The 17,001-nt window shown below is 45.8% G+C and carries 25 protein-coding genes; 20 read left to right on the forward strand and 5 right to left on the reverse strand.

The features are described 5' to 3' along the window. The first annotated feature begins 5 nt into the window (after positions 1-5). The 14 genes from GT360_RS21350 (at position 6) to GT360_RS21415 (ending at position 7,215) form a co-directional block, all read left to right on the forward strand. On the forward strand, positions 6-389 hold the full coding sequence (locus GT360_RS21350) for an MAPEG family protein (RefSeq protein WP_164650998.1): 384 nt from the start codon (positions 6-8) through the stop codon (positions 387-389). Between the two features lie 105 nt (positions 390-494). Continuing rightward, positions 495-1,088 (forward strand): GNAT family N-acetyltransferase, encoded by a 594-nt coding sequence (locus tag GT360_RS21355; protein WP_164651000.1) that lies wholly within the window; start codon positions 495-497, stop codon positions 1,086-1,088. 39 nt (positions 1,089-1,127) lie between these two features. After that, entirely contained in the window at positions 1,128-1,811 is a 684-nt protein-coding gene (locus GT360_RS21360) for a glutathione S-transferase family protein (RefSeq protein ID WP_164651001.1), read from the forward strand. Next, a complete protein-coding gene (locus GT360_RS21365; protein WP_164651003.1) occupies positions 1,801-2,130 on the forward strand; it encodes a YnfA family protein in 330 nt (109 codons plus the stop codon). Before GT360_RS21360 ends, GT360_RS21365 begins: the two co-directional genes overlap by 11 nt. A gap of 27 nt (positions 2,131-2,157) precedes the next feature. Next, positions 2,158-2,523 (forward strand): DUF4345 family protein, encoded by a 366-nt coding sequence (locus tag GT360_RS21370; RefSeq protein ID WP_164651005.1) that lies wholly within the window; start codon positions 2,158-2,160, stop codon positions 2,521-2,523. Between the two features lie 20 nt (positions 2,524-2,543). Beyond that, positions 2,544-3,212 (forward strand): HAD family hydrolase, encoded by a 669-nt coding sequence (locus tag GT360_RS21375; RefSeq protein WP_164651007.1) that lies wholly within the window; start codon positions 2,544-2,546, stop codon positions 3,210-3,212. Between the two features lie 132 nt (positions 3,213-3,344). Beyond that, on the forward strand, positions 3,345-3,566 hold the full coding sequence (locus GT360_RS21380) for a VF530 family protein (RefSeq protein WP_164651009.1): 222 nt from the start codon (positions 3,345-3,347) through the stop codon (positions 3,564-3,566). A 136-nt stretch (positions 3,567-3,702) separates the two neighbouring features. Further along, positions 3,703-4,155 (forward strand): NUDIX hydrolase, encoded by a 453-nt coding sequence (locus GT360_RS21385; RefSeq protein ID WP_164651010.1) that lies wholly within the window; start codon positions 3,703-3,705, stop codon positions 4,153-4,155. Between the two features lie 102 nt (positions 4,156-4,257). Beyond that, the gene (locus GT360_RS21390) at positions 4,258-4,755 is read left to right on the forward strand and encodes a GNAT family N-acetyltransferase (RefSeq protein WP_204274588.1); all 498 of its coding nucleotides are present in this window, start codon (positions 4,258-4,260) and stop codon (positions 4,753-4,755) included. 66 nt (positions 4,756-4,821) lie between these two features. After that, positions 4,822-5,340 carry a phosphoribosyltransferase gene (locus tag GT360_RS21395; RefSeq protein ID WP_164651012.1) on the forward strand — a complete coding sequence of 173 codons (519 nt, stop codon included), beginning with the start codon at positions 4,822-4,824 and terminating at the stop codon, positions 5,338-5,340. A gap of 26 nt (positions 5,341-5,366) precedes the next feature. Continuing rightward, positions 5,367-5,852 carry a GNAT family N-acetyltransferase gene (locus GT360_RS21400; protein ID WP_164651014.1) on the forward strand — a complete coding sequence of 162 codons (486 nt, stop codon included), beginning with the start codon at positions 5,367-5,369 and terminating at the stop codon, positions 5,850-5,852. Beyond that, entirely contained in the window at positions 5,852-6,394 is a 543-nt protein-coding gene (locus GT360_RS21405) for a GNAT family N-acetyltransferase (protein WP_164651016.1), read from the forward strand. The genes GT360_RS21400 and GT360_RS21405 overlap by 1 nt, the downstream gene beginning before the upstream one ends. Before the next feature lie 57 nt (positions 6,395-6,451). Next, the gene (locus GT360_RS21410) at positions 6,452-6,700 is read left to right on the forward strand and encodes a DUF3297 family protein (protein WP_164651017.1); all 249 of its coding nucleotides are present in this window, start codon (positions 6,452-6,454) and stop codon (positions 6,698-6,700) included. A 185-nt stretch (positions 6,701-6,885) separates the two neighbouring features. Continuing rightward, entirely contained in the window at positions 6,886-7,215 is a 330-nt protein-coding gene (locus GT360_RS21415) for a zinc ribbon domain-containing protein YjdM (RefSeq protein WP_164651019.1), read from the forward strand. Positions 7,216-7,262: 47 nt separating this feature from the next. Here the strand turns inward: GT360_RS21415 and GT360_RS21420 are convergent, their stop codons facing one another. Beyond that, the gene (locus GT360_RS21420) at positions 7,263-7,493 is read right to left on the reverse strand and encodes a PAS factor family protein (protein ID WP_420825458.1); all 231 of its coding nucleotides are present in this window, start codon (positions 7,491-7,493) and stop codon (positions 7,263-7,265) included. Between the two features lie 119 nt (positions 7,494-7,612). Here GT360_RS21420 and GT360_RS21425 point away from each other — a divergent pair, with 119 nt between their 5' ends. Continuing rightward, positions 7,613-8,314: a class I SAM-dependent methyltransferase gene (locus tag GT360_RS21425; RefSeq protein WP_164651021.1), complete on the forward strand. Its 702-nt coding sequence runs from the start codon at positions 7,613-7,615 to the stop codon at positions 8,312-8,314. A gap of 15 nt (positions 8,315-8,329) precedes the next feature. Here GT360_RS21425 and GT360_RS21430 read toward each other — a convergent pair whose 3' ends face one another. Both GT360_RS21430 and GT360_RS21435 read right to left on the reverse strand, forming a co-directional pair. After that, positions 8,330-8,776 carry a DUF302 domain-containing protein gene (locus GT360_RS21430; protein ID WP_164651023.1) on the reverse strand — a complete coding sequence of 149 codons (447 nt, stop codon included), beginning with the start codon at positions 8,774-8,776 and terminating at the stop codon, positions 8,330-8,332. A 112-nt stretch (positions 8,777-8,888) separates the two neighbouring features. Beyond that, positions 8,889-10,127 (reverse strand): leucine-rich repeat-containing protein kinase family protein, encoded by a 1,239-nt coding sequence (locus GT360_RS21435; RefSeq protein ID WP_164651025.1) that lies wholly within the window; start codon positions 10,125-10,127, stop codon positions 8,889-8,891. 141 nt (positions 10,128-10,268) lie between these two features. Here GT360_RS21435 and GT360_RS21440 point away from each other — a divergent pair, with 141 nt between their 5' ends. Further along, the gene (locus GT360_RS21440; RefSeq protein ID WP_164651027.1) at positions 10,269-11,468 is read left to right on the forward strand and encodes an iron-containing alcohol dehydrogenase; all 1,200 of its coding nucleotides are present in this window, start codon (positions 10,269-10,271) and stop codon (positions 11,466-11,468) included. Between the two features lie 6 nt (positions 11,469-11,474). Here the strand turns inward: GT360_RS21440 and GT360_RS21445 are convergent, their stop codons facing one another. After that, positions 11,475-12,380 carry an endonuclease/exonuclease/phosphatase family protein gene (locus GT360_RS21445; protein ID WP_204274589.1) on the reverse strand — a complete coding sequence of 302 codons (906 nt, stop codon included), beginning with the start codon at positions 12,378-12,380 and terminating at the stop codon, positions 11,475-11,477. Between the two features lie 295 nt (positions 12,381-12,675). Between GT360_RS21445 and nrdD the strand changes: the two genes are divergently transcribed. The 3 genes from nrdD (at position 12,676) to GT360_RS21460 (ending at position 15,972) form a co-directional block, all read left to right on the forward strand. Next, entirely contained in the window at positions 12,676-14,796 is a 2,121-nt protein-coding gene (gene nrdD / locus GT360_RS21450) for an anaerobic ribonucleoside-triphosphate reductase (protein ID WP_164651028.1), read from the forward strand. A gap of 161 nt (positions 14,797-14,957) precedes the next feature. Then, positions 14,958-15,425, forward strand: coding sequence for an anaerobic ribonucleoside-triphosphate reductase-activating protein (gene nrdG / locus GT360_RS21455; protein ID WP_164651029.1), 468 nt, complete (start codon positions 14,958-14,960; stop codon positions 15,423-15,425). A gap of 70 nt (positions 15,426-15,495) precedes the next feature. Further along, complete coding sequence (locus tag GT360_RS21460) at positions 15,496-15,972, forward strand: ASCH domain-containing protein (RefSeq protein WP_164651031.1); 477 nt, start codon at positions 15,496-15,498, stop codon at positions 15,970-15,972. Positions 15,973-15,980: 8 nt separating this feature from the next. On the opposite strand, the gene GT360_RS21465 is transcribed toward GT360_RS21460, so the two are convergent. Continuing rightward, the gene (locus tag GT360_RS21465) at positions 15,981-16,430 is read right to left on the reverse strand and encodes a DUF6515 family protein (protein WP_239502664.1); all 450 of its coding nucleotides are present in this window, start codon (positions 16,428-16,430) and stop codon (positions 15,981-15,983) included. Positions 16,431-16,603: 173 nt separating this feature from the next. Between GT360_RS21465 and GT360_RS21470 the strand changes: the two genes are divergently transcribed. After that, on the forward strand, positions 16,604-16,993 hold the full coding sequence (locus GT360_RS21470) for an ACT domain-containing protein (protein ID WP_164651034.1): 390 nt from the start codon (positions 16,604-16,606) through the stop codon (positions 16,991-16,993). Positions 16,994-17,001 lie beyond the last annotated feature (8 nt).

The following is a 17,001-nucleotide window of genomic DNA, read 5'->3' on the forward strand; positions in this document are numbered from 1 at the left end:
ATCCATTGACGATACTCATCTTCTCACTAATTGTGGCAGCACTTTTGCCCTACTTAGCTAAAATCCCTGTGGCCGCCGCCATGCACAAACTGGGTGGCTACGATAATAATCACCCCAGAGAGCAGCAAGCAAAGCTTGATGGGTTTGGCGCTAGAGCCCTAGCCGCTCATCAAAATGCATTTGAATCACTGATTGTTTTCTCTACCGCGATTTTGCTCGCAATCGCGACCGGGACAACCAGTGACAGTGTTCAGTGGTTAGCACTGATACACATCGGCTTCAGAATCGTTTACCACATACTGTATTTGGTGAATGCGGGCACACTGCGCTCTATTGCGTGGGGTATTGCGATGTTTTGCCCTTTTGCCATTATGGGGCAGTGTCTTTAAAGAGTGGTATGCATTGATTAGAGAACGTAATTTGTTGGGTGTGAAGCTGCCAGAGATAGAATGTTGAGAGAGGGAGAGAGGACTGTGGTCAGTGAGGGAAGTGAAATGTGGTTTAAAGAGGTGATTTTAGAGTCGACGAACGTTCGACTGGTGCCCTTGCGTGAGTCGCATGCTAAAGAGCTTGTAATAGCAGCATCCGATGGAGAGCTATGGAACTTGTGGTTTACGTCTGTGCCTTCCGAGCACAATGTGCGTGCTTATATAGCTTCAGCACTTGAGCAGCAGGCTAAGGGCTTGGCTTTACCTTTTGTTGTGATTGATAAAGAAACAGAGCAAGTGATTGGAACGACCCGTTTTTGCAATGCTGACCCAACAAACCAGCGCGTTGAGATAGGGTACACTTGGTATAGTAAGCGTTATCAACGCACCGCTTGTAATACCCAGTGCAAGACGCTGCTACTGACTCATGCGTTTGAAGCTTTAGGGGCGATTGCGGTTGAGTTTAGAACCAGTTGGCATAACCAAGCTTCGAGGGCTGCGATTGCCCGTTTAGGCGCTAAGCAGGACGGTATCTTACGAAATCATCAAAAGTTACCCGATGGTGGCTACCGAGATACCGTTGTGTTTTCGATTATTAATAGTGAATGGCTAGCCGTCAAAACAGCGCTGGAATACAAGCTACGCCGCCACCATGAGTAATACTCTAACCATTCACAATTGGCCAGCAAGGAGCCACTTTTGTTCAAGTTATACTACTATCCCAACAACGCGAGTTTAGCCCCCCATTTTTTGTTGCATCATGTAAATGCTGACTATGAGTTGCTGTTGGTTGATAAAAAGTCAAATGTTCAGAAATCGCCTGATTATCTTAAGCTCAATCCCGCAGGTCGAATACCGACGCTGGTCGTTGATCAGCAGCCGATTTTTGAAAGCCCGGCGATTTGTATGCATATCTGCGAGTTATTCCCTGATTCAGGCCTAATGCCTCACATCGGTGATCCAAAACGCGCTTTATTCTACCAATGGCTAACATTTCTTAATAACACGCTCCAGGCTGAGTTGATGGTGCGGTATTACCCCCATCGCCATACGAATGACCAAGCAACAATTCCAAATATTGTCGCCGCGCAAGATGATCGTATTGCCGACGCATTATCAATTATCAATGACCAGCTCGCATACAACCAATATCTGCTTGGCGATCAACTATCTGCATGCGATTACTTCCTCTTTATGCTGGCAGAATGGTCGTTACCCATTGAGACGTCGCCTTTGGCTTTTGAGCATCTAGCTTTCTATTTGAAGCGCTTATGTGCCAATTCGACGATTCGTGCAGTCTGTGCGATTGAAGAGATTGACCTTAGTCCTTTCGAGTCTTATTCACCGGAGTTAAACAAAGAGGGTGTGATCGTTGGAACTTAAAACCATCGGGCTGTTTTTCATCACCGCTATCGCTGAGATACTCGGGTGTTATTTGCCTTATCTTTGGCTAAAAGAAGATAAGTCGATTTGGCTGCTGGTACCTGCGGCCTTCTTTCTCGGGTTGTTTGCTTGGCTATTGTCTTTGCATCCCACTGCGGCTGGTCGTGTGTATGCCGCTTATGGCGGTGTGTACATCTTTGTGGCGATACTTTGGTTGTGGTTGGTGGATGGCATTCGCCCCACATGGTGGGACTTTCTCGGGGTTTCCGTGGCGATGTTGGGTATGGCTATCATTATGTTCGCGCCAAGGGCAAGTTAGAGTCTGAAAACAAAAGCAGGAGGTGGTATGTCAAAGTTACTGGTGTATGGAACGGCGATTTTCTTTCTCATTTACGGTGCCGTGTTTATCGCTTATCCGGTAGAGATGGCCCATTGGGTTACAGGTTCAAGCCCAGCGACTTCCGTCTCGTTGATAGACTTTAGGGCAACGTATGGCGGGGCTCAGCTATCAATAGGCGTTATACTATTGCTGCTAATGAAACTCAGGGAGGATATCGATTTTGCCTTAGTTATTGTTGCCGCGAGTTTACTTTTGATGGCTGTGGGACGAACGGTCGGTATTTTAGTTGATGGTCAGGCGAGCGTATTGATGTTTGCGTATCTGGCTGCAGAGTTAGGGTTTGGCGTTTTGGCTTTATTCCTAAGAAGATGACCGAAGTGGAGGACAAGGGAATGTACGACACTGTGATTTTTGATTATGGCAATACGCTGTGCAAGATGGGCAGCATAGCGCGAACTTTGGGAAAGGTTCACCCTTCCAAGTTCGCCTTTGAAATCGGTACTCTTATTGAAGAGTATATAGAGCAGCTCTATCCACCTGAACGAGTCTCTGTACTCGATTGGGAAGCGATATGGCGAACCGCCTTTCTTACTTATGGTTTACCCTTTGACGAGGACATTGGGCGCAAACATCTAGCGCAGTTTGCCTCAGAGGGTGAGCTCTATGACTACACTATCCCGGTTTTGGAGTCGCTTAAATCGCGTGGCATCAAAATGGTGTTGCTGGCGAATATTACGGGGGCAACGGAGGTTTTTCAGCAAGACCTTGATGCTCGTGGTCTTTCTCGTTATTTCGACCGAGTCATCTGGACATCCGAAATTGGTTATCGCAAACCGAGCCCCAAGGCTTATCAACTTGCTTTGAATAGTATTGGCTCTTCGCCAGCCACGACATTAATGGTGGGGAACAATATCGCCACGGATATAGAGGGGGCAAGCGATCTTGGTATCTCAACACTACTACTGTGCGACCAACATTCGGTGTGTTCTTATGCTGATTATGTAGTGATTCGAAGCAATGCTGCTGAGGAAATCATCCGAGTGGCAGAGCTCGTAGATTGAACTGCTCAGTTTGCAGAACACCCTAATAAACTTTAGTCGTTGAAGCGATACTCAAAGCGTAAAACATCACAAGTCGTGCTCAGATTCTGCTAAACTTCGCGGTTTAGTATTGGCATTGCGGGAGCCAACAAAATGATCCAAGAGCAACCTCATAACCCACTTCACGGTATTACTTTGGAAAAGATGCTGGTGCGTTTGCAAGAGCACTACGGTTGGGAAGGGTTAGATGCGGAGATTCAAATCAACTGTTTCTACAACAATCCATCCATCAAGTCTTCACTGAAATTTTTGCGCCGTACTCAATGGGCGCGTGACAAGGTGGAAGCGCTCTACATCGATACTTTTTGCAAGTAACTTTTACGTAAGTACCTTGTAAGCAAACACTTGATAAGCGTTTGAGACGGATGCTCGGCGCTTTGCTGTTCCCGCGAGCGGTAAACAATAGTCCCGTTAATCGTCGCCCCTATATTTCTCATACATGGAGTTCGAGATGATCCCAGTGAATACCTCTATCGTGTCTGGCGTTGCGCTTTCTCAAATAGATGGTGAAACCAAGATGCTGCTGATGAAACGTGTCAAAGGCGACTTTTGGTGTCATGTCGCAGGGTCGATAGAAGGCAGTGAGACTGGTGTTGATGCAATACAACGCGAGTTCTACGAAGAGACTCAGATTCAAGTCTCTCACCTTTTCAACGCTCAATTTCTGGAACAGTTCTATGAACCGCATGTTAATGTGATTCAACTCATTCCTGTCTTTGTTGTCCAATGCCCGCCAGCGCAGGTGATTAAGTTAAATCATGAACATACGGAGTATCGTTGGTGCACGCTTGAAGAGGCGCTGGCACTCACGCCCTATCCGAGCCAACATGCTGTTTACAAGCATGTGTGGTCATATTTTGTTGATAAACCTATCAATCCGATTTATCGAGTAGAGCTTTCTTAACGGGCTGTTTCATATCAAACCCCAAGCTGTGTTGATGTGACACTATTGATGGGATAGGGTGGCCGAGGAAGGCTAAGCCACAAGATGTATCAAGGAGGATACTTGGAAATTCGAGATGTCATCGCAACAGATGCAAAGCAAATAGCGCACATATATAACCACTACATTCAGTCGACGTTTATCTCATTTGAAGAAGAATCGGTCTCTTCACAAGAGATGTCAGCAAGAATAGAGCACGTCCAGCGGCAGAACTATCCTTGGATTGTGGCACTGCATGATGATGAGGTGATTGGCTATGCCTACGCGAATACTTGGAAGCCTCGCTCTGCATATCGATACACGGTTGAAGTGTCAGTCTATTTGTCGCATCAGAAAGCGGGGAAAGGTCTGGGTACTCAATTATATCGACAGCTTTTAGAGAGATTGAAGGCTAATCGTTATGAGAACGCAATTGGCTCAATTGCGTTACCTAATCACGCCAGTGTTAGGCTGCATGAACGACTGGGTTTCAGCAAAGTCGGCGAATTTGTTGGTATTGGTTATAAATTTGGCGAAAAGAGAACCGTAGGCTATTGGCAATTAGATTTACAATCGCTATAGGTGGATCTCTTTCCACGCAAGGTTTGGCTTAGCTAGGGTTAATCGCATTTATTAAAGGGGTAGTGTATGGATTTATCTCATGTGGGTGAGTTGGTTTTAAGTGAAGAGCAGATTCAGCAAGGAGTCGCAGCGGTTGCCGCTAAACTCAATGCTGAGTTTAGCGATGCCGTCATCATAACGGTGGTGCCTGGCGGCATTCTATTTACAGCGGATCTCGTTCGTAAGCTGAACTTTGATATTAAGATGGACTACATCTCGTGCCCCCACACTCCAGGGGACAGCAATAATCAATCAGAGATTGTATTCCATCACAATATTCCGCTATCCGGCAAAGATGTGATTGTTATTGATGATGCGATTGAATCTGGTGGCACCATGAAGCGTTTGATCGATCATTTGCAAGCCAACTATGAGGTTAAGTCTCTTTCTATCGCCACTCTGTTTGTTAAACCGGGAAGAGTCGATATTCCGGTACCGCAGTACTTTGCGATTGAAATGGAAAATGATGACTTGTTAGTCGGCTATGGGTTGCCATGGCAAGACAGGCTAAGAAATGTGCCTTATGTCTCTAAATTGGTGAAGTAACTTGCCAAAAAGGAAAAGGACGACGAATGAAGATATCGCTGCTTACTGATCATCCTGAGGCGGTCACCACTATTGCTCAATGGTATTTTGATGAGTGGGCGCACACCGCGCCTCATATCACTTTGGATACGGTGATTGAGAAAGTGACCGAAAAAGCCAGTAACCGCAATAAGATACCATTGGCTATTATCGCCCATGTAGAGGATCACCTCGCTGGTGTTTTGGAGCTCAAAATCAGGGAAAATAAAAACTACCCAGATTATGAGCACTGGATCGGTGGCGTGTACACACATAGTGCCTATCGCAGACAAGGTATTGCGGGGGCATTGATACACAGGGCTAAGGAGATGGCTTGTGGCATGGGCGTGAAGAAGCTCTACCTGCAATGTGAGAGTTTCAACATTGCGTTTTACAAAAAACTCGGCTTTGAGCTTTTGCACACTGCGCAACATCATAACGTTGAGACAACGATCATGGTTTGGGATACCAACGTCCAAAGCGAGCTTGTTTGATGAGCGCAGTACACCAGCCAACTATTGCGATTCGCTGTGCCAGATCGGGAGAGCTTGATTGTCTTTATCAGTTAGTGACTTCTAACGAGCTGTGGTCTGAGTTTAATGGTCCCTACTTTCCTTACATGTCGCCTACAATCGAAGAATTTGCAGCGACAAGCTTTGAACGTATGTTGCTCGGGCAAGATATGCAGCTTATTACGATAGATGATAGGCCCGTTGGAACGGTAAACAGTTATTGGGAGTGTGAAGCTACTCGATTGCTGGAGGCTGGTGTCGTTCTTTATGATGAAAAATGTTGGGGCAAAGGAATAGCTGCTCAGGCTGTGCCTTTGTGGATATCTGCATTATTCGCGCGTCATGATATAGAAAGAGTCGGTATGACAACGTGGTCAGGTAATCCTCGTATGATGGCTTTAGCAGAGAAAGTGGGATTAACTTTAGAAGCAAGATTGAGAAAAGTACGCTTTCACAAAGGGGTGTACTACGATTCTGTGAAATATGGTGTATTGCGTTCAGAGTGGAACGCTCGACAAGCTTGAGCCCACAACAGGTATTGACTACAATGCCTCACTATTTACTAAATGTAGGTCATGAAAATGAGCGACAATAACGCAAAGCCAGATTTACCCGATCGTCTTGCAGGCAACCCTCGCAGCCCGTTCTTTATCGAAGAGTGCTTCCAGCACCAAATCGGTATTCGCCTAAACGGCAAAGAGCGTAACGATGTAGAAGAGTACTGCATCAGTGAAGGTTGGGTTAAGATCCCTTCACCAAAGGCGAAAGACCGCTGGGGTCAGCCAATGCTGATCACACTTAAAGGTACGGTTGAAGCTTACTACGTGTAATGCTTTTTACTCGATACTTTTCGAGATAGTACTTGTTGATACATAGAGGGGAAACTCTCTATGTATTTTTGTTTCTCGTCTCCCTGATTCTTATCTTTTTCTAAGAAACCGATTCTACCCCTCGCACAACACGCTTTTAACTATTACCATAGTCACCCTTTTTTCTCATAAAGCAGTAGTTGATTATGTCTTTGCCTCCTTGTCCAAATTGTCAGTCTGAGTATGTGTATCAAGATCAAGCGAACCTAGTGTGTCCGGAGTGTGGCCATGAATGGAATCCATCAGAGGTGGATGAATCGCTTATGATGAAGGATGCCAATGGCACCGCACTTGTAGAAGGCGACAAAGTGACTCTTGCAAAAGACCTAAAGGTGAAAGGTAGCTCTTTGGTGTTAAAAATTGGCACTAAAGCGGTGATTAAGCGCATCGTAGAGGGCAAAGATCATCAACTTGATTGTAAAGTCGATGGTGCGGGTGACATGATGATTACTGCGAAGTTTGTAAAGAAAGCTTAGTGTCGCAGAGGTCAGAGACAAGGGAGGTTTGACTCTGACTCTACAAGTTATTTTTCCAACAGTTGGATGGCAGTGTTTACTGCATCATCCAGGGCCTGGCTACTCTCATAGCGTCCAGCGCTGGCTGGACCTAAAACTCGTGAGTAAAGCACCAACTGTTGTTCTCGGGTCAGCTCCAGTTGGTCATAGAGAGTTTGTCGGATTTGAGCATGATTATGGTGTTCATTGTCTGACAGGTTTTTCAGAGTGTCGTACATGAGCGTATTAATTGGGGGCATATGCGTTTCCTTGCACTTTTGATGTCTTTTCCGTTATAGCGCGATTATTGACCAAATTCCGCCACATTTATCACATAAACCGTAAGGTTATTATTCATATTATTTTTAAGGAGCTTCTCATGTCAGATATGTACACCAAGCACGCCTCCAAGTATGGGGAAGTAGTGAAAGAAAACATCTACAACGCTCTGCTTGAGCGACCTAGCACCATGGCAATGCTGGACAATTTGTCGGGAAAGCGTGTGATTGATATGGGCTGTGGCTCTGGTATCTACACTGAGTGGTTTCTAACACAAGGGGTAGAGAGTGTGACGTGCATCGATGCGTCAACGGATATGGTTGAGTTAGTGAAAGCAAAAATGGGCGATCAGGTTAACGCGTATGTGCAAGACCTCTCGTTGGGTTTGCCGAACGAGGCAGACAATAGTGCAGACGTTATTGTATGCCCGCTGGTTCTTCACTATATCGAAGACCTCAAGCCTGTTTTCCAAGAGGTGTATCGAGTATTAAAGCCTGAGGGTTATATGGTCTTTTCTACCCATCATCCGTTCGCTGATTTTGAGTGCTCAGTGACAAAAAACTATTTTGACCGAGAGCTGATTGAGGAAGAGTGGAATACGGTAGGTGAACCTGTGACCGTGCGTTTCTTCCGCCGTTCTTTAACGGAAATCACCGAGGCGATTTCAGCCTCGGGTTTGGCTATTTCTAAGATCAGTGAGGGGGAAGTGGATGAGAGAGCAAAAGCAATCTCAGAAGACATTTACCACCACCTAAAGGCGAACCCAAACTTTATCTTCATTCGTTGCGATAAACTTCGCTAAGTTCTATCTTCTCGTCTAGCGCTGGGTTGCCGCTCTGGCAAACCCAGCCATCGCTTTGCCCATGTTTTCTACTAATTTATCGCACCCTTCAGCTTGATGGCGTGTGGCAATGTAGCTTGGGTCATTGTAGGTAAACCATACCTGCCCCTGTTCATCTTCTGTGATCAATGCCTTGAGAGGAAGATCGATGCCTGATGTCTGCGAGCACTGCATCAATTTGGACCCAACCGCGGGATTACCGAAGATGAGAAGTTGCGTCGGATGAAGTTTGATACTGACATCTTTCGCAGCTTGAGCGTGGTTGATACGAGTGAGGAGCATCATCCCTTTTTCAACCAGTGTATTTTCTAAACGTTCGACTGTGGTTTCGACATCGTATTGGCTTTTGAGTTTGATGAGGCCATTGCTAGCTTGCGCTGTGCTTACGAAAAAGAGTGCGAGAAGAATAGTCAGCTGTTTCATGAGACTCTCCTTAGACATTATCTGTTAGCTGAATAATGAGTATAGAAGAAGTCGGGCTACCCAATAGGAAGGTGAGGCAGGCTGTTAGTGATGCACTGCCTCAAAACTAGCGTTAGGCGATACGTTCCTTTAATGATTGGTATAACTCACTGCCTCTATCTTCAAACGAGCAAACATTCAACATATCATCAATAAAATGAACCAGCGCGCGGTGCTCAATTTGTTTGATTTTCTCTTGCTGATATTCACTTAGCATGTGGTACATGCTTGCAGCGCCAAAATCTCCAAATATGATATTCGCCTGCTCATCAAACAACGTATTGTGAGCATACAAGTCACCATGACAAACCTGGTGATGATGCAGGTGCTCAAACACATCAGTCATTTCGCAGACAATTTTATCGATCTGCTCAATCGAAAGTGTAAATCCTGGCGCGAAAGTATCGCGAGTGCAGCTATCTAAACATGGCGGCAAGCCAAGGTTTTTGTAGTGGCTCGGGATCAGTTCCATAATCAGCGCTAAGCGGTCAGGCTCGTTCACCTGTGCAAGAGACTTAACAAGATTTGGATGGTCGCCAAGTTTCAGGCAGGTTTGTAGTTCATCTTTAGGGTAACCATCACTGGTGATCTCACCTTTAAACACTTTCACAGCCACTTCATCAGGGAAACGATGTTGTTGCTCTGTCCAACTCGCCTTAGAGATAACCCCAGAAGCCCCTTGTCCCAAAACTTCTTGTAGTTCATAGCTGGTGGATGAAATCTCTGGAACCGTTTGTGAGTGAAGATCGCAGTGGCAGAATGGATTACCTGCAAAGGCAAACCATGCCAGTTTTGGCAACTCTAAAAGTTGGTCTGGAAACACGTCTAGCTGATTGGCAGAGATTCGCAATAGCTCCAGGTTATGCAACTGGCTCATCGATTGAGGTAACTGCGTTAAGCGGTTACCCGCAAGCGCTAGTTTTTGTAATCTTGGCCTATGCCCCAAAGAGTCAGGCAGGCTTTCAAGCTCGTTATCGGTGAGGATCAACCAGCGCAGTTTTGGTGGTAGAGCCTCTTCTGCAACATGTTTAATTTTATTGGCTTTAAAGCCAATCATCTCGAGATTCTCACATCGACCCAATACTTCTGGCAGTATTTCAAACTGGTTATTGGATGCAAAAACAATCTTCAGCTTTTTTAATTCGACAAGCTCATCTGGAAGGGTACTTAACTGGTTATCGGTGAGATCGAGGATCTCCAAGCTATCAGCAAGAGAGAGAATCTCCATTGGAAAGTGAGTTAAGTTTTGTGCGAGTTTAAGGCGAGTAATTCCGGTGAGTTCACCAGATTGAAGCTGTGAAAGAGTGTGCAAAATGAGCAATCCAAACTGAGTTATCTATCAAACGGCGCTAGTTTACTAAAAAGTAAGCGGCAGTGAACGACTTTGTGAGTTAGCTACGGCAGGAGTATGGATTCTCAATTAGACTGATTATTCCAATAGTAAGGATACTGTATGTGGAAGTCGTATTTATATCGTAGTTATACCTCTGCCCTGAAGATAGCCGCGAAGGTGATTCCGATGCCTAAGCCAACCTTGTTCTCAGGAGTCGGGGCAGTGTCAGAGTTAGCCGGTGCTATCGCTGACCTTGGCTATCAGCGAGTGTTATTAGTGACGGATCAAGGTCTTGTTAAGGTAGGAATCGCTCAAGATGTGATGGAAAGCCTACAAACGTTTGGTATCGAAGTGACACTCTATAGCGAGGTGAAGCCAGACCCGACTTATGAGCAAGTCGAAGCTGGCCTCAGCCAGTTTCATGCAAACGGGTGTGATGCGATCGTTGCGCTGGGTGGTGGCTCTGCAATGGACTGCGGTAAAGTGATCGCAGCGCGGGTAACCAACAAGCGTTCAATCGCGCGATTGGCTGGCCTATTTCGAGTATGGCACGCGCCAGCGCCACTTTTTGTGATACCTACCACAGCGGGCACGGGCAGCGAAGTCACCATTGCGGCCGTTGTTTCAGAACCAACGAATCATAAAAAGACACCACTTATTGACCCAAAGCTTGTCCCCCTGATGGCAGCGATTGATCCAAGCTTGATGGTCGGATTACCTCCCAGAGTCTCTGCCGAAACAGGTATTGACGCTTTAACGCATGCTATTGAAGCATTGGTGTCGAAAAATGCGCTTCCTGAAACTCAGGCGTATTCAATCGCAGCCATTAAATTGGTTTTTGAGCATCTGCCCATAGTGGTGGAGCAAGGGGACAACCTTGAGTCACGACTAAAGATGTCGATGGCTTCCTATTATGGTGGTCTTGCGTTTACGAAAGCGAGTCTCGGTTATGTGCATGCGATATCCCACAGCCTCGGTGCCAAATATGGTATCTCGCATGGTTTTGGCAATGCCCTTGCTTTGCTGCCGGTGCTCCGCTTTTCGTTGCCCGATATTCAGTCTCAATTAGCCAAAATGGCGGATGTGATTGGGGGAGAAAAGGCGTTGTCAGAAGTGCAAAAAGCGGATTGGTTCATTGCCCAATTGGAGACACTATTGTCCCAATTTCATCTAGAATCAAGGACTCCACTTATCCAAGAGTCAGATATGGATGAGCTGATAGTCAGCATTCTTCATGAGGCGCATTGGAACTATCCCGTGCCCAAATTCATGGATGAGAACGATTGCTATATGGTACTAAAACAGATCCAAGCTGATTAGACGTTTCTACTTTAAGCTAACGTTGGCAATGACAGGGCAGTGATCACTTAGGCGATGATCAATGACGTCTCTTACTGAGTAGATCTGTTGTCGTACATTTGTCGTGCTTAGGGCATTGCTAACGATAATATGGTCGATAAGCGAGCGAAACTTATGTGTTTTGTTGGCGTTTCTGTTTGAACGAACTTTACAGTCGGCGGACGTATTCTTGGTGGCAAGGTGCATATCACCCTCAATACGCATGACCTCCCACATCCAATCCGTGGGGTAGGCGAGGTTGTGATTAAAATCGCCGGCAATAATGTAGTTATCTCCGCGCTCTTCCCGTTCTTCTATCCACTCAGCCAGCACTTCCGCTTGTTGTAAGAGCTGAAAGCAGGCGTAATTGTCGTGGTATGCGCCGCTGCAACCTGCTTTTAAGTGGACGGAAAGAAGATGAACAGGCTGTTCGGTGTTAGGGCCAAGCACGACATATGAAGCAAAGCGTAGTTTACTGCTTTTTTTTTGAACCAAAGGAAAATCAGCAATGTTGTGATAGGCCAGTCGATGTTTGATCGCGAATCCAGTGTATTGGTTAATATCCGGAAATTGATGCCGCTTATTCTCTTTTTTTGCGCGGTCTGACAAAACGATGTGATAACCACTGCCAACAACGCGTCGAATTGCGTCGAGATCATTCACTTCCTGGAAGGCAAGTACATCCGGTGACATGATCTTGAAGTAACGTTTGAGGATCTCGAAGTCATCATTGGTGCGGATCGATTGAGGGATCGAGCGGTCATGGTGAGAAGTTAACCATTCGATATTCCAAGTCACCACCTTGAAGGGAAAAATGCTGTCTGCAGCCAAAAGGTGTGGGCTAGGTAGCATAATGCCAAATGTGACAATAAGTGGGAAAATCCAGTGCTTCATAATCCGTCCGTTGATTAGAAAATTAGATAAGCCTTTATCCTATCAGCACTCTGCAAAAAGCAATCAGTTTTTTATGAAATTTTCTCAGTTTCAATGTTTCAACACCAAGTGAGAGTGGCATAAAATTATCGGGAGAATCTTATCCGGTTGTCGGATTTTATTGATCTAGATCATTACTTTTGAGTGGTGCTTCTCGTTAAATACGCCCACAATATGTAGTGTCAGTCTAATAATAAACCACCCTATATAGTGTATTTGTGGATAACTCTGTGAGTATGCTGGGTAAGGAGAAAAGGTGAATCCTATCGTAATCAAGCGTGATGGCTCACGCGCACCATTCAGTCGCGATCGCATCCAAGCAGCAGTAGAGAGTGCGGCAGAACACAGCAACAAGGAATTTGCTATCTATGCCCTAAATGTTGCATTGGCTGTCGAGCTGAAGTTGGAGGATTGCGAAGAAATCCACATTCACGAAATCCAAACTCTAGTAGAAAACGAGTTGATGCAAGGTCCATACAAGGAGCTTGCTCGCGCTTATATCGAATACCGTCACGATCGTGATATCGCTCGTGAGAAACAGAGTGCATTGACGCGCGAGATCGAAGGTTTGATCGAAGAAAGCAACCTTGATCTTATCAACGAAAACGCAAACAAAGACGGCAAAGTGATCCCGACTCAGCGTGATCTGCTAGCGGGTATCGTTGCAAAGCACTACGCAAAAACACACATTCTTCCACGTGATGTAGTGACCGCTCACGAAGTGGGTGACATTCACTACCATGACCTGGATTACGCACCGTTCTTCCCAATGTTCAACTGTATGTTGATTGACCTACAAGGCATGCTAACGCGTGGCTTCAAGATGGGTAATGCAGAGATTGATACGCCAAAATCAATTTCGACAGCAACAGCGGTGACGGCGCAGATCATTGCTCAGGTCGCGAGCCATATCTACGGTGGTACAACCATTAACCGTATCGATGAAGTGCTAGCACCTTATGTAAAAGCGAGCTACGACAAGCACCTTCAGGTAGCACAAGAGTGGGAAATTACCGATCCACAAGCGTTTGCATCAGCACGTACTGAGAAAGAGTGTTACGACGCTTTCCAATCTCTTGAGTACGAAGTAAACACGCTACACACGGCAAATGGTCAAACGCCATTCGTCACGTTTGGTTTTGGTCTTGGTACAAGCTGGGAATCGCGCCTGATTCAACAGTCTATCTTGAAGAACCGCATTGCGGGTCTTGGTAAAAACAAGAAAACAGCTGTATTCCCTAAACTGGTTTTCGCTATTAAAGATGGCCTAAACCACAAGCCTGCTGATTCAAATTACGATATCAAGCAATTGGCGCTTGAGTGTGCTTCTAAGCGCATGTACCCGGACATTCTTAACTACGACAAAGTGGTTGAAGTCACGGGTTCATTTAAAACACCAATGGGTTGCCGTAGCTTCCTAAACACGTTTGAAGAGAACGGTGAACTGGTTCACGAAGGTCGTAACAACTTGGGTGTTGTAAGCCTGAACCTACCACGCATCGCTCTGCAAGCTGAAGGTAATATCGACAAGTTCTATGAGCTGCTTGATGAGAGATTGGTGGTTGCTCGTCGCGCTCTAGAGACACGTATTAGCCGTCTAGAAAATGTGAAAGCACGAGTCGCTCCAATCCTTTACATGGAAGGTGCGTGTGGTGTTCGTCTAAATGCGAATGACTCGATTGCAGACATCTTTAAAAACGGTCGTGCTTCGATTTCTCTTGGTTACATTGGTATCCACGAGACAATCACAGCGCTGATGGGCACAGAAGTACACATGTACGATGATGCAGAGATGCGTGAAGCGGGTCTTAAGATCATCAAACACCTAAAAGAAGCGGTGAACAGCTGGGCAGAAGAGACGGGCTATGCATTTAGCTTGTACGGCACGCCAAGTGAAAACCTATGTAGCCGTTTCTGCCGTATCGATACGAAAGAGTTCGGTGTGATTAATGGTGTGACTGACAAAGGTTACTACACCAACAGCTTCCACCTAGATGTTCAGAAAAAGGTGAACCCGTACGATAAGATTGATTTTGAGATGCCGTACCCAGAAATCTCAAGTGGTGGCTTCATCTGTTACGGTGAATTCCCGAACATGCAGAAGAACATTGAAGCACTAGAGAACGTTTGGGACTACAGTTACTCACGCGTACCGTACTACGGCACGAATACACCAATCGATGAGTGTTATGAGTGTGGTTACAATGGTGAATTTGATACGACGAGTAAAGGTTTCACCTGTCCAAAATGTGGTAACCATGACTCTACCAAGGTATCGGTAACACGTCGTGTGTGTGGCTACTTGGGTAGCCCAGATGCTCGACCGTTTAACTTCGGTAAGCAAGAAGAAGTGAAGCGCCGCGTTAAGCACCTGTAATTAAAGCAACCAAGATTAACCCTTGCTCTTTGGTTGATTAATGAGCAGAATAGCCGGCCTCTTAATGAGGTCGGTTTTGTTTCTAGCGTTCATTTTGCTTCGCTCAATTGAATATCTAGAAGAGAGAACCTCGCAGTTTAAGCAGTAAATGGTAAGCCTAAATGAATTATCATCAGTATTATCCGATTGATGTGGTCAATGGACCTGGCACACGTTGTACTCTGTTTGTTTCAGGGTGCGTTCACCAATGCCGAGGTTGTTATAACCAATCCACTCAGAGCCTTAATTCTGGAGTGCCGTTTACTCAAGAGGCGGAAGACCGCATTATTGCTGATTTGAAAGATGAACGAATCAAGCGCCGAGGTTTGTCCCTATCGGGCGGTGACCCACTTCATCCTGCCAATATCAACGACATTCTGCGTATCATGAAGCGTGTGAAGTCAGAGTGTCCAGATAAAGATATCTGGGTGTGGACGGGCTATGAGTTGCACGAGTTGGATGAGTATCAGCAACAAGTGCTGCCATACATAGACACACTCATCGATGGCAAGTTTGAACAAGACAAAGCCGACCCGAGCCTAGACTGGCGTGGTTCGAGCAACCAAATTATTCATACTTTTACACTGTAAAAGTGATAGCCCCAAGCATTGCGTTTGGGGCTTTTTCATATAAGACTTTCGATATAAGAGAAGTAACGTCATGGATGAACGTTCACAACGCTATTTAGAGACTTACCTTAGCCAACTTCCCGCACAGACACGCAGCCAATACACCTCTTTTAGTTCCGATTACTACTGCGCAGATAAACACAATGCCGATCTCTGTGCTCAGCTAGTCAAAACGGGCCAAAAAACCGCAACCTGCAGCCTTGCTCATTGGTATCTTAATGAAGATGAACCCATACCTGAAGTAGGGCATTTGCAAGTGGTCACAGATTGGGATGGTCTGCCTCATTGCATTATTGAAATCACACAAGTAGAGACTTGTCACTATTGCGATGTGACGTCTGAGTTTGCCGCCGCAGAGGGGGAAGGTGATAAAACGCTACGCTGGTGGCGTGAGGCGCACTGGGCGTTTTTTGCAAGAGAGTGTGAAGAGTTGGGCATTGAGCCAAACGAAGAGATGCCGCTCATCCTTGAGCGCTTTCGCGTGGTTCATGATGCGCCTTTTGTTTAGAGCGAAGCTTAAAACTGCGGCTCAATGATCACAAATTGGTTTGTGCCTGCTATGGGGGCATACCAATCACTTCCTTGGACATAGTAGGTTGCACCGTCGACGGTAACAGTGGTTACGTTTGTCGGCAAGATATCGACGATTTTGCCGTGATTACTTGTATCAACGGTTGCAGAGCTTGAGGTCGTGGTTTGCACTGGTGCTGATACCGGTGGCTGTTCAACGTAAATGTAGGTGTCATTACTGCGTTTGTAGTAGGCATTATTGATCACCGCGTAGCTCACGCCAGCAATAAGCACAAATGTGGTGCTTTTAGGGAGCTTATGGCGATGGTATGAGCGATGCACTGGCGCTTTGTAAACTGGCTTGTGAGATGGCTTGATCACCACTACGCTTTTCGGCTTTGATTTCTTTACGACGACGGGTGGCTGTTTCGCCATTGTAGGAGTCGAGATCGTCATAAGTAGCGTTCCTGCCACAAGAAATCGTTTTGTGATTGAATGTGTCATATTGGTTTACTCCGATCTGTTAAGTGAGGATAGTGTACTGACTCAAGCGTAAACCAACGTAATGTGGTGTAAAGTTGAGTAAATTGTCAGTAGGTTTAATCATAGAAGAAAATATGGGAGAAATTATGAAGGGAATAGAGGATCTTCAAACGCTGTTGGCAAGCATGAAACCAGAGCTAAGCGACAACAGCTATGTTTTTTGTACCGTTGATGGCGAGTTAAACGACTATTTGTTGTTAAAGCCATTGGCAACGTTCGCAGAGAGCGAGGGCTTAACACTGGTGCTTGAGCAATCACAAGCAGATCGCTCAGGCATTAAGTATGACGGCGTCTATAGCTGTATTACGCTTACGGTTCACTCAAGTTTAGAAGCGGTTGGGTTAACCGCTGCAGTTTCAACACAATTAGCGACATTTGGGATCAGCGCTAATGTGATTGCGGCCTATTACCACGATCATATCTTTGTGCAGCAGAGCAAAGCCCAGGAGGCAATGAAAGCACTAGCAGAAATCTAAGCGTTGGT

The organism is Vibrio astriarenae (genome assembly GCF_010587385.1).
Taxonomy (GTDB): Bacteria; Pseudomonadota; Gammaproteobacteria; order Enterobacterales; family Vibrionaceae; genus Vibrio; species Vibrio astriarenae.

Bases quoted from the DNA above. Each gene is read 5' to 3' on its own strand.
- GT360_RS21355 (WP_164651000.1), top strand. From the start codon at position 495: ATGTGGTTTAAAGAGGTGATTTTAGAGTCGACGAACGTTCGACTGGTG.
- GT360_RS21370 (WP_164651005.1), top strand. From the start codon at position 2,158: ATGTCAAAGTTACTGGTGTATGGAACGGCGATTTTCTTTCTCATTTAC.
- GT360_RS21375 (WP_164651007.1), top strand. From the start codon at position 2,544: ATGTACGACACTGTGATTTTTGATTATGGCAATACGCTGTGCAAGATG.
- GT360_RS21380 (WP_164651009.1), top strand. From the start codon at position 3,345: ATGATCCAAGAGCAACCTCATAACCCACTTCACGGTATTACTTTGGAA.
- GT360_RS21385 (WP_164651010.1), top strand. From the start codon at position 3,703: ATGATCCCAGTGAATACCTCTATCGTGTCTGGCGTTGCGCTTTCTCAA.
- GT360_RS21395 (WP_164651012.1), top strand. From the start codon at position 4,822: ATGGATTTATCTCATGTGGGTGAGTTGGTTTTAAGTGAAGAGCAGATT.
- GT360_RS21400 (WP_164651014.1), top strand. From the start codon at position 5,367: ATGAAGATATCGCTGCTTACTGATCATCCTGAGGCGGTCACCACTATT.
- GT360_RS21405 (WP_164651016.1), top strand. From the start codon at position 5,852: ATGAGCGCAGTACACCAGCCAACTATTGCGATTCGCTGTGCCAGATCG.
- GT360_RS21410 (WP_164651017.1), top strand. From the start codon at position 6,452: ATGAGCGACAATAACGCAAAGCCAGATTTACCCGATCGTCTTGCAGGC.
- GT360_RS21415 (WP_164651019.1), top strand. From the start codon at position 6,886: ATGTCTTTGCCTCCTTGTCCAAATTGTCAGTCTGAGTATGTGTATCAA.
- GT360_RS21420 (WP_420825458.1), bottom strand. From the start codon at position 7,493: ATGCCCCCAATTAATACGCTCATGTACGACACTCTGAAAAACCTGTCA.
- GT360_RS21425 (WP_164651021.1), top strand. From the start codon at position 7,613: ATGTCAGATATGTACACCAAGCACGCCTCCAAGTATGGGGAAGTAGTG.
- GT360_RS21430 (WP_164651023.1), bottom strand. From the start codon at position 8,776: ATGAAACAGCTGACTATTCTTCTCGCACTCTTTTTCGTAAGCACAGCG.
- GT360_RS21440 (WP_164651027.1), top strand. From the start codon at position 10,269: ATGTGGAAGTCGTATTTATATCGTAGTTATACCTCTGCCCTGAAGATA.
- GT360_RS21445 (WP_204274589.1), bottom strand. From the start codon at position 12,380: ATGAAGCACTGGATTTTCCCACTTATTGTCACATTTGGCATTATGCTA.
- nrdG (WP_164651029.1), top strand. From the start codon at position 14,958: ATGAATTATCATCAGTATTATCCGATTGATGTGGTCAATGGACCTGGC.
- GT360_RS21460 (WP_164651031.1), top strand. From the start codon at position 15,496: ATGGATGAACGTTCACAACGCTATTTAGAGACTTACCTTAGCCAACTT.
- GT360_RS21465 (WP_239502664.1), bottom strand. From the start codon at position 16,430: ATGACGATCTCGACTCCTACAATGGCGAAACAGCCACCCGTCGTCGTA.
- GT360_RS21470 (WP_164651034.1), top strand. From the start codon at position 16,604: ATGAAGGGAATAGAGGATCTTCAAACGCTGTTGGCAAGCATGAAACCA.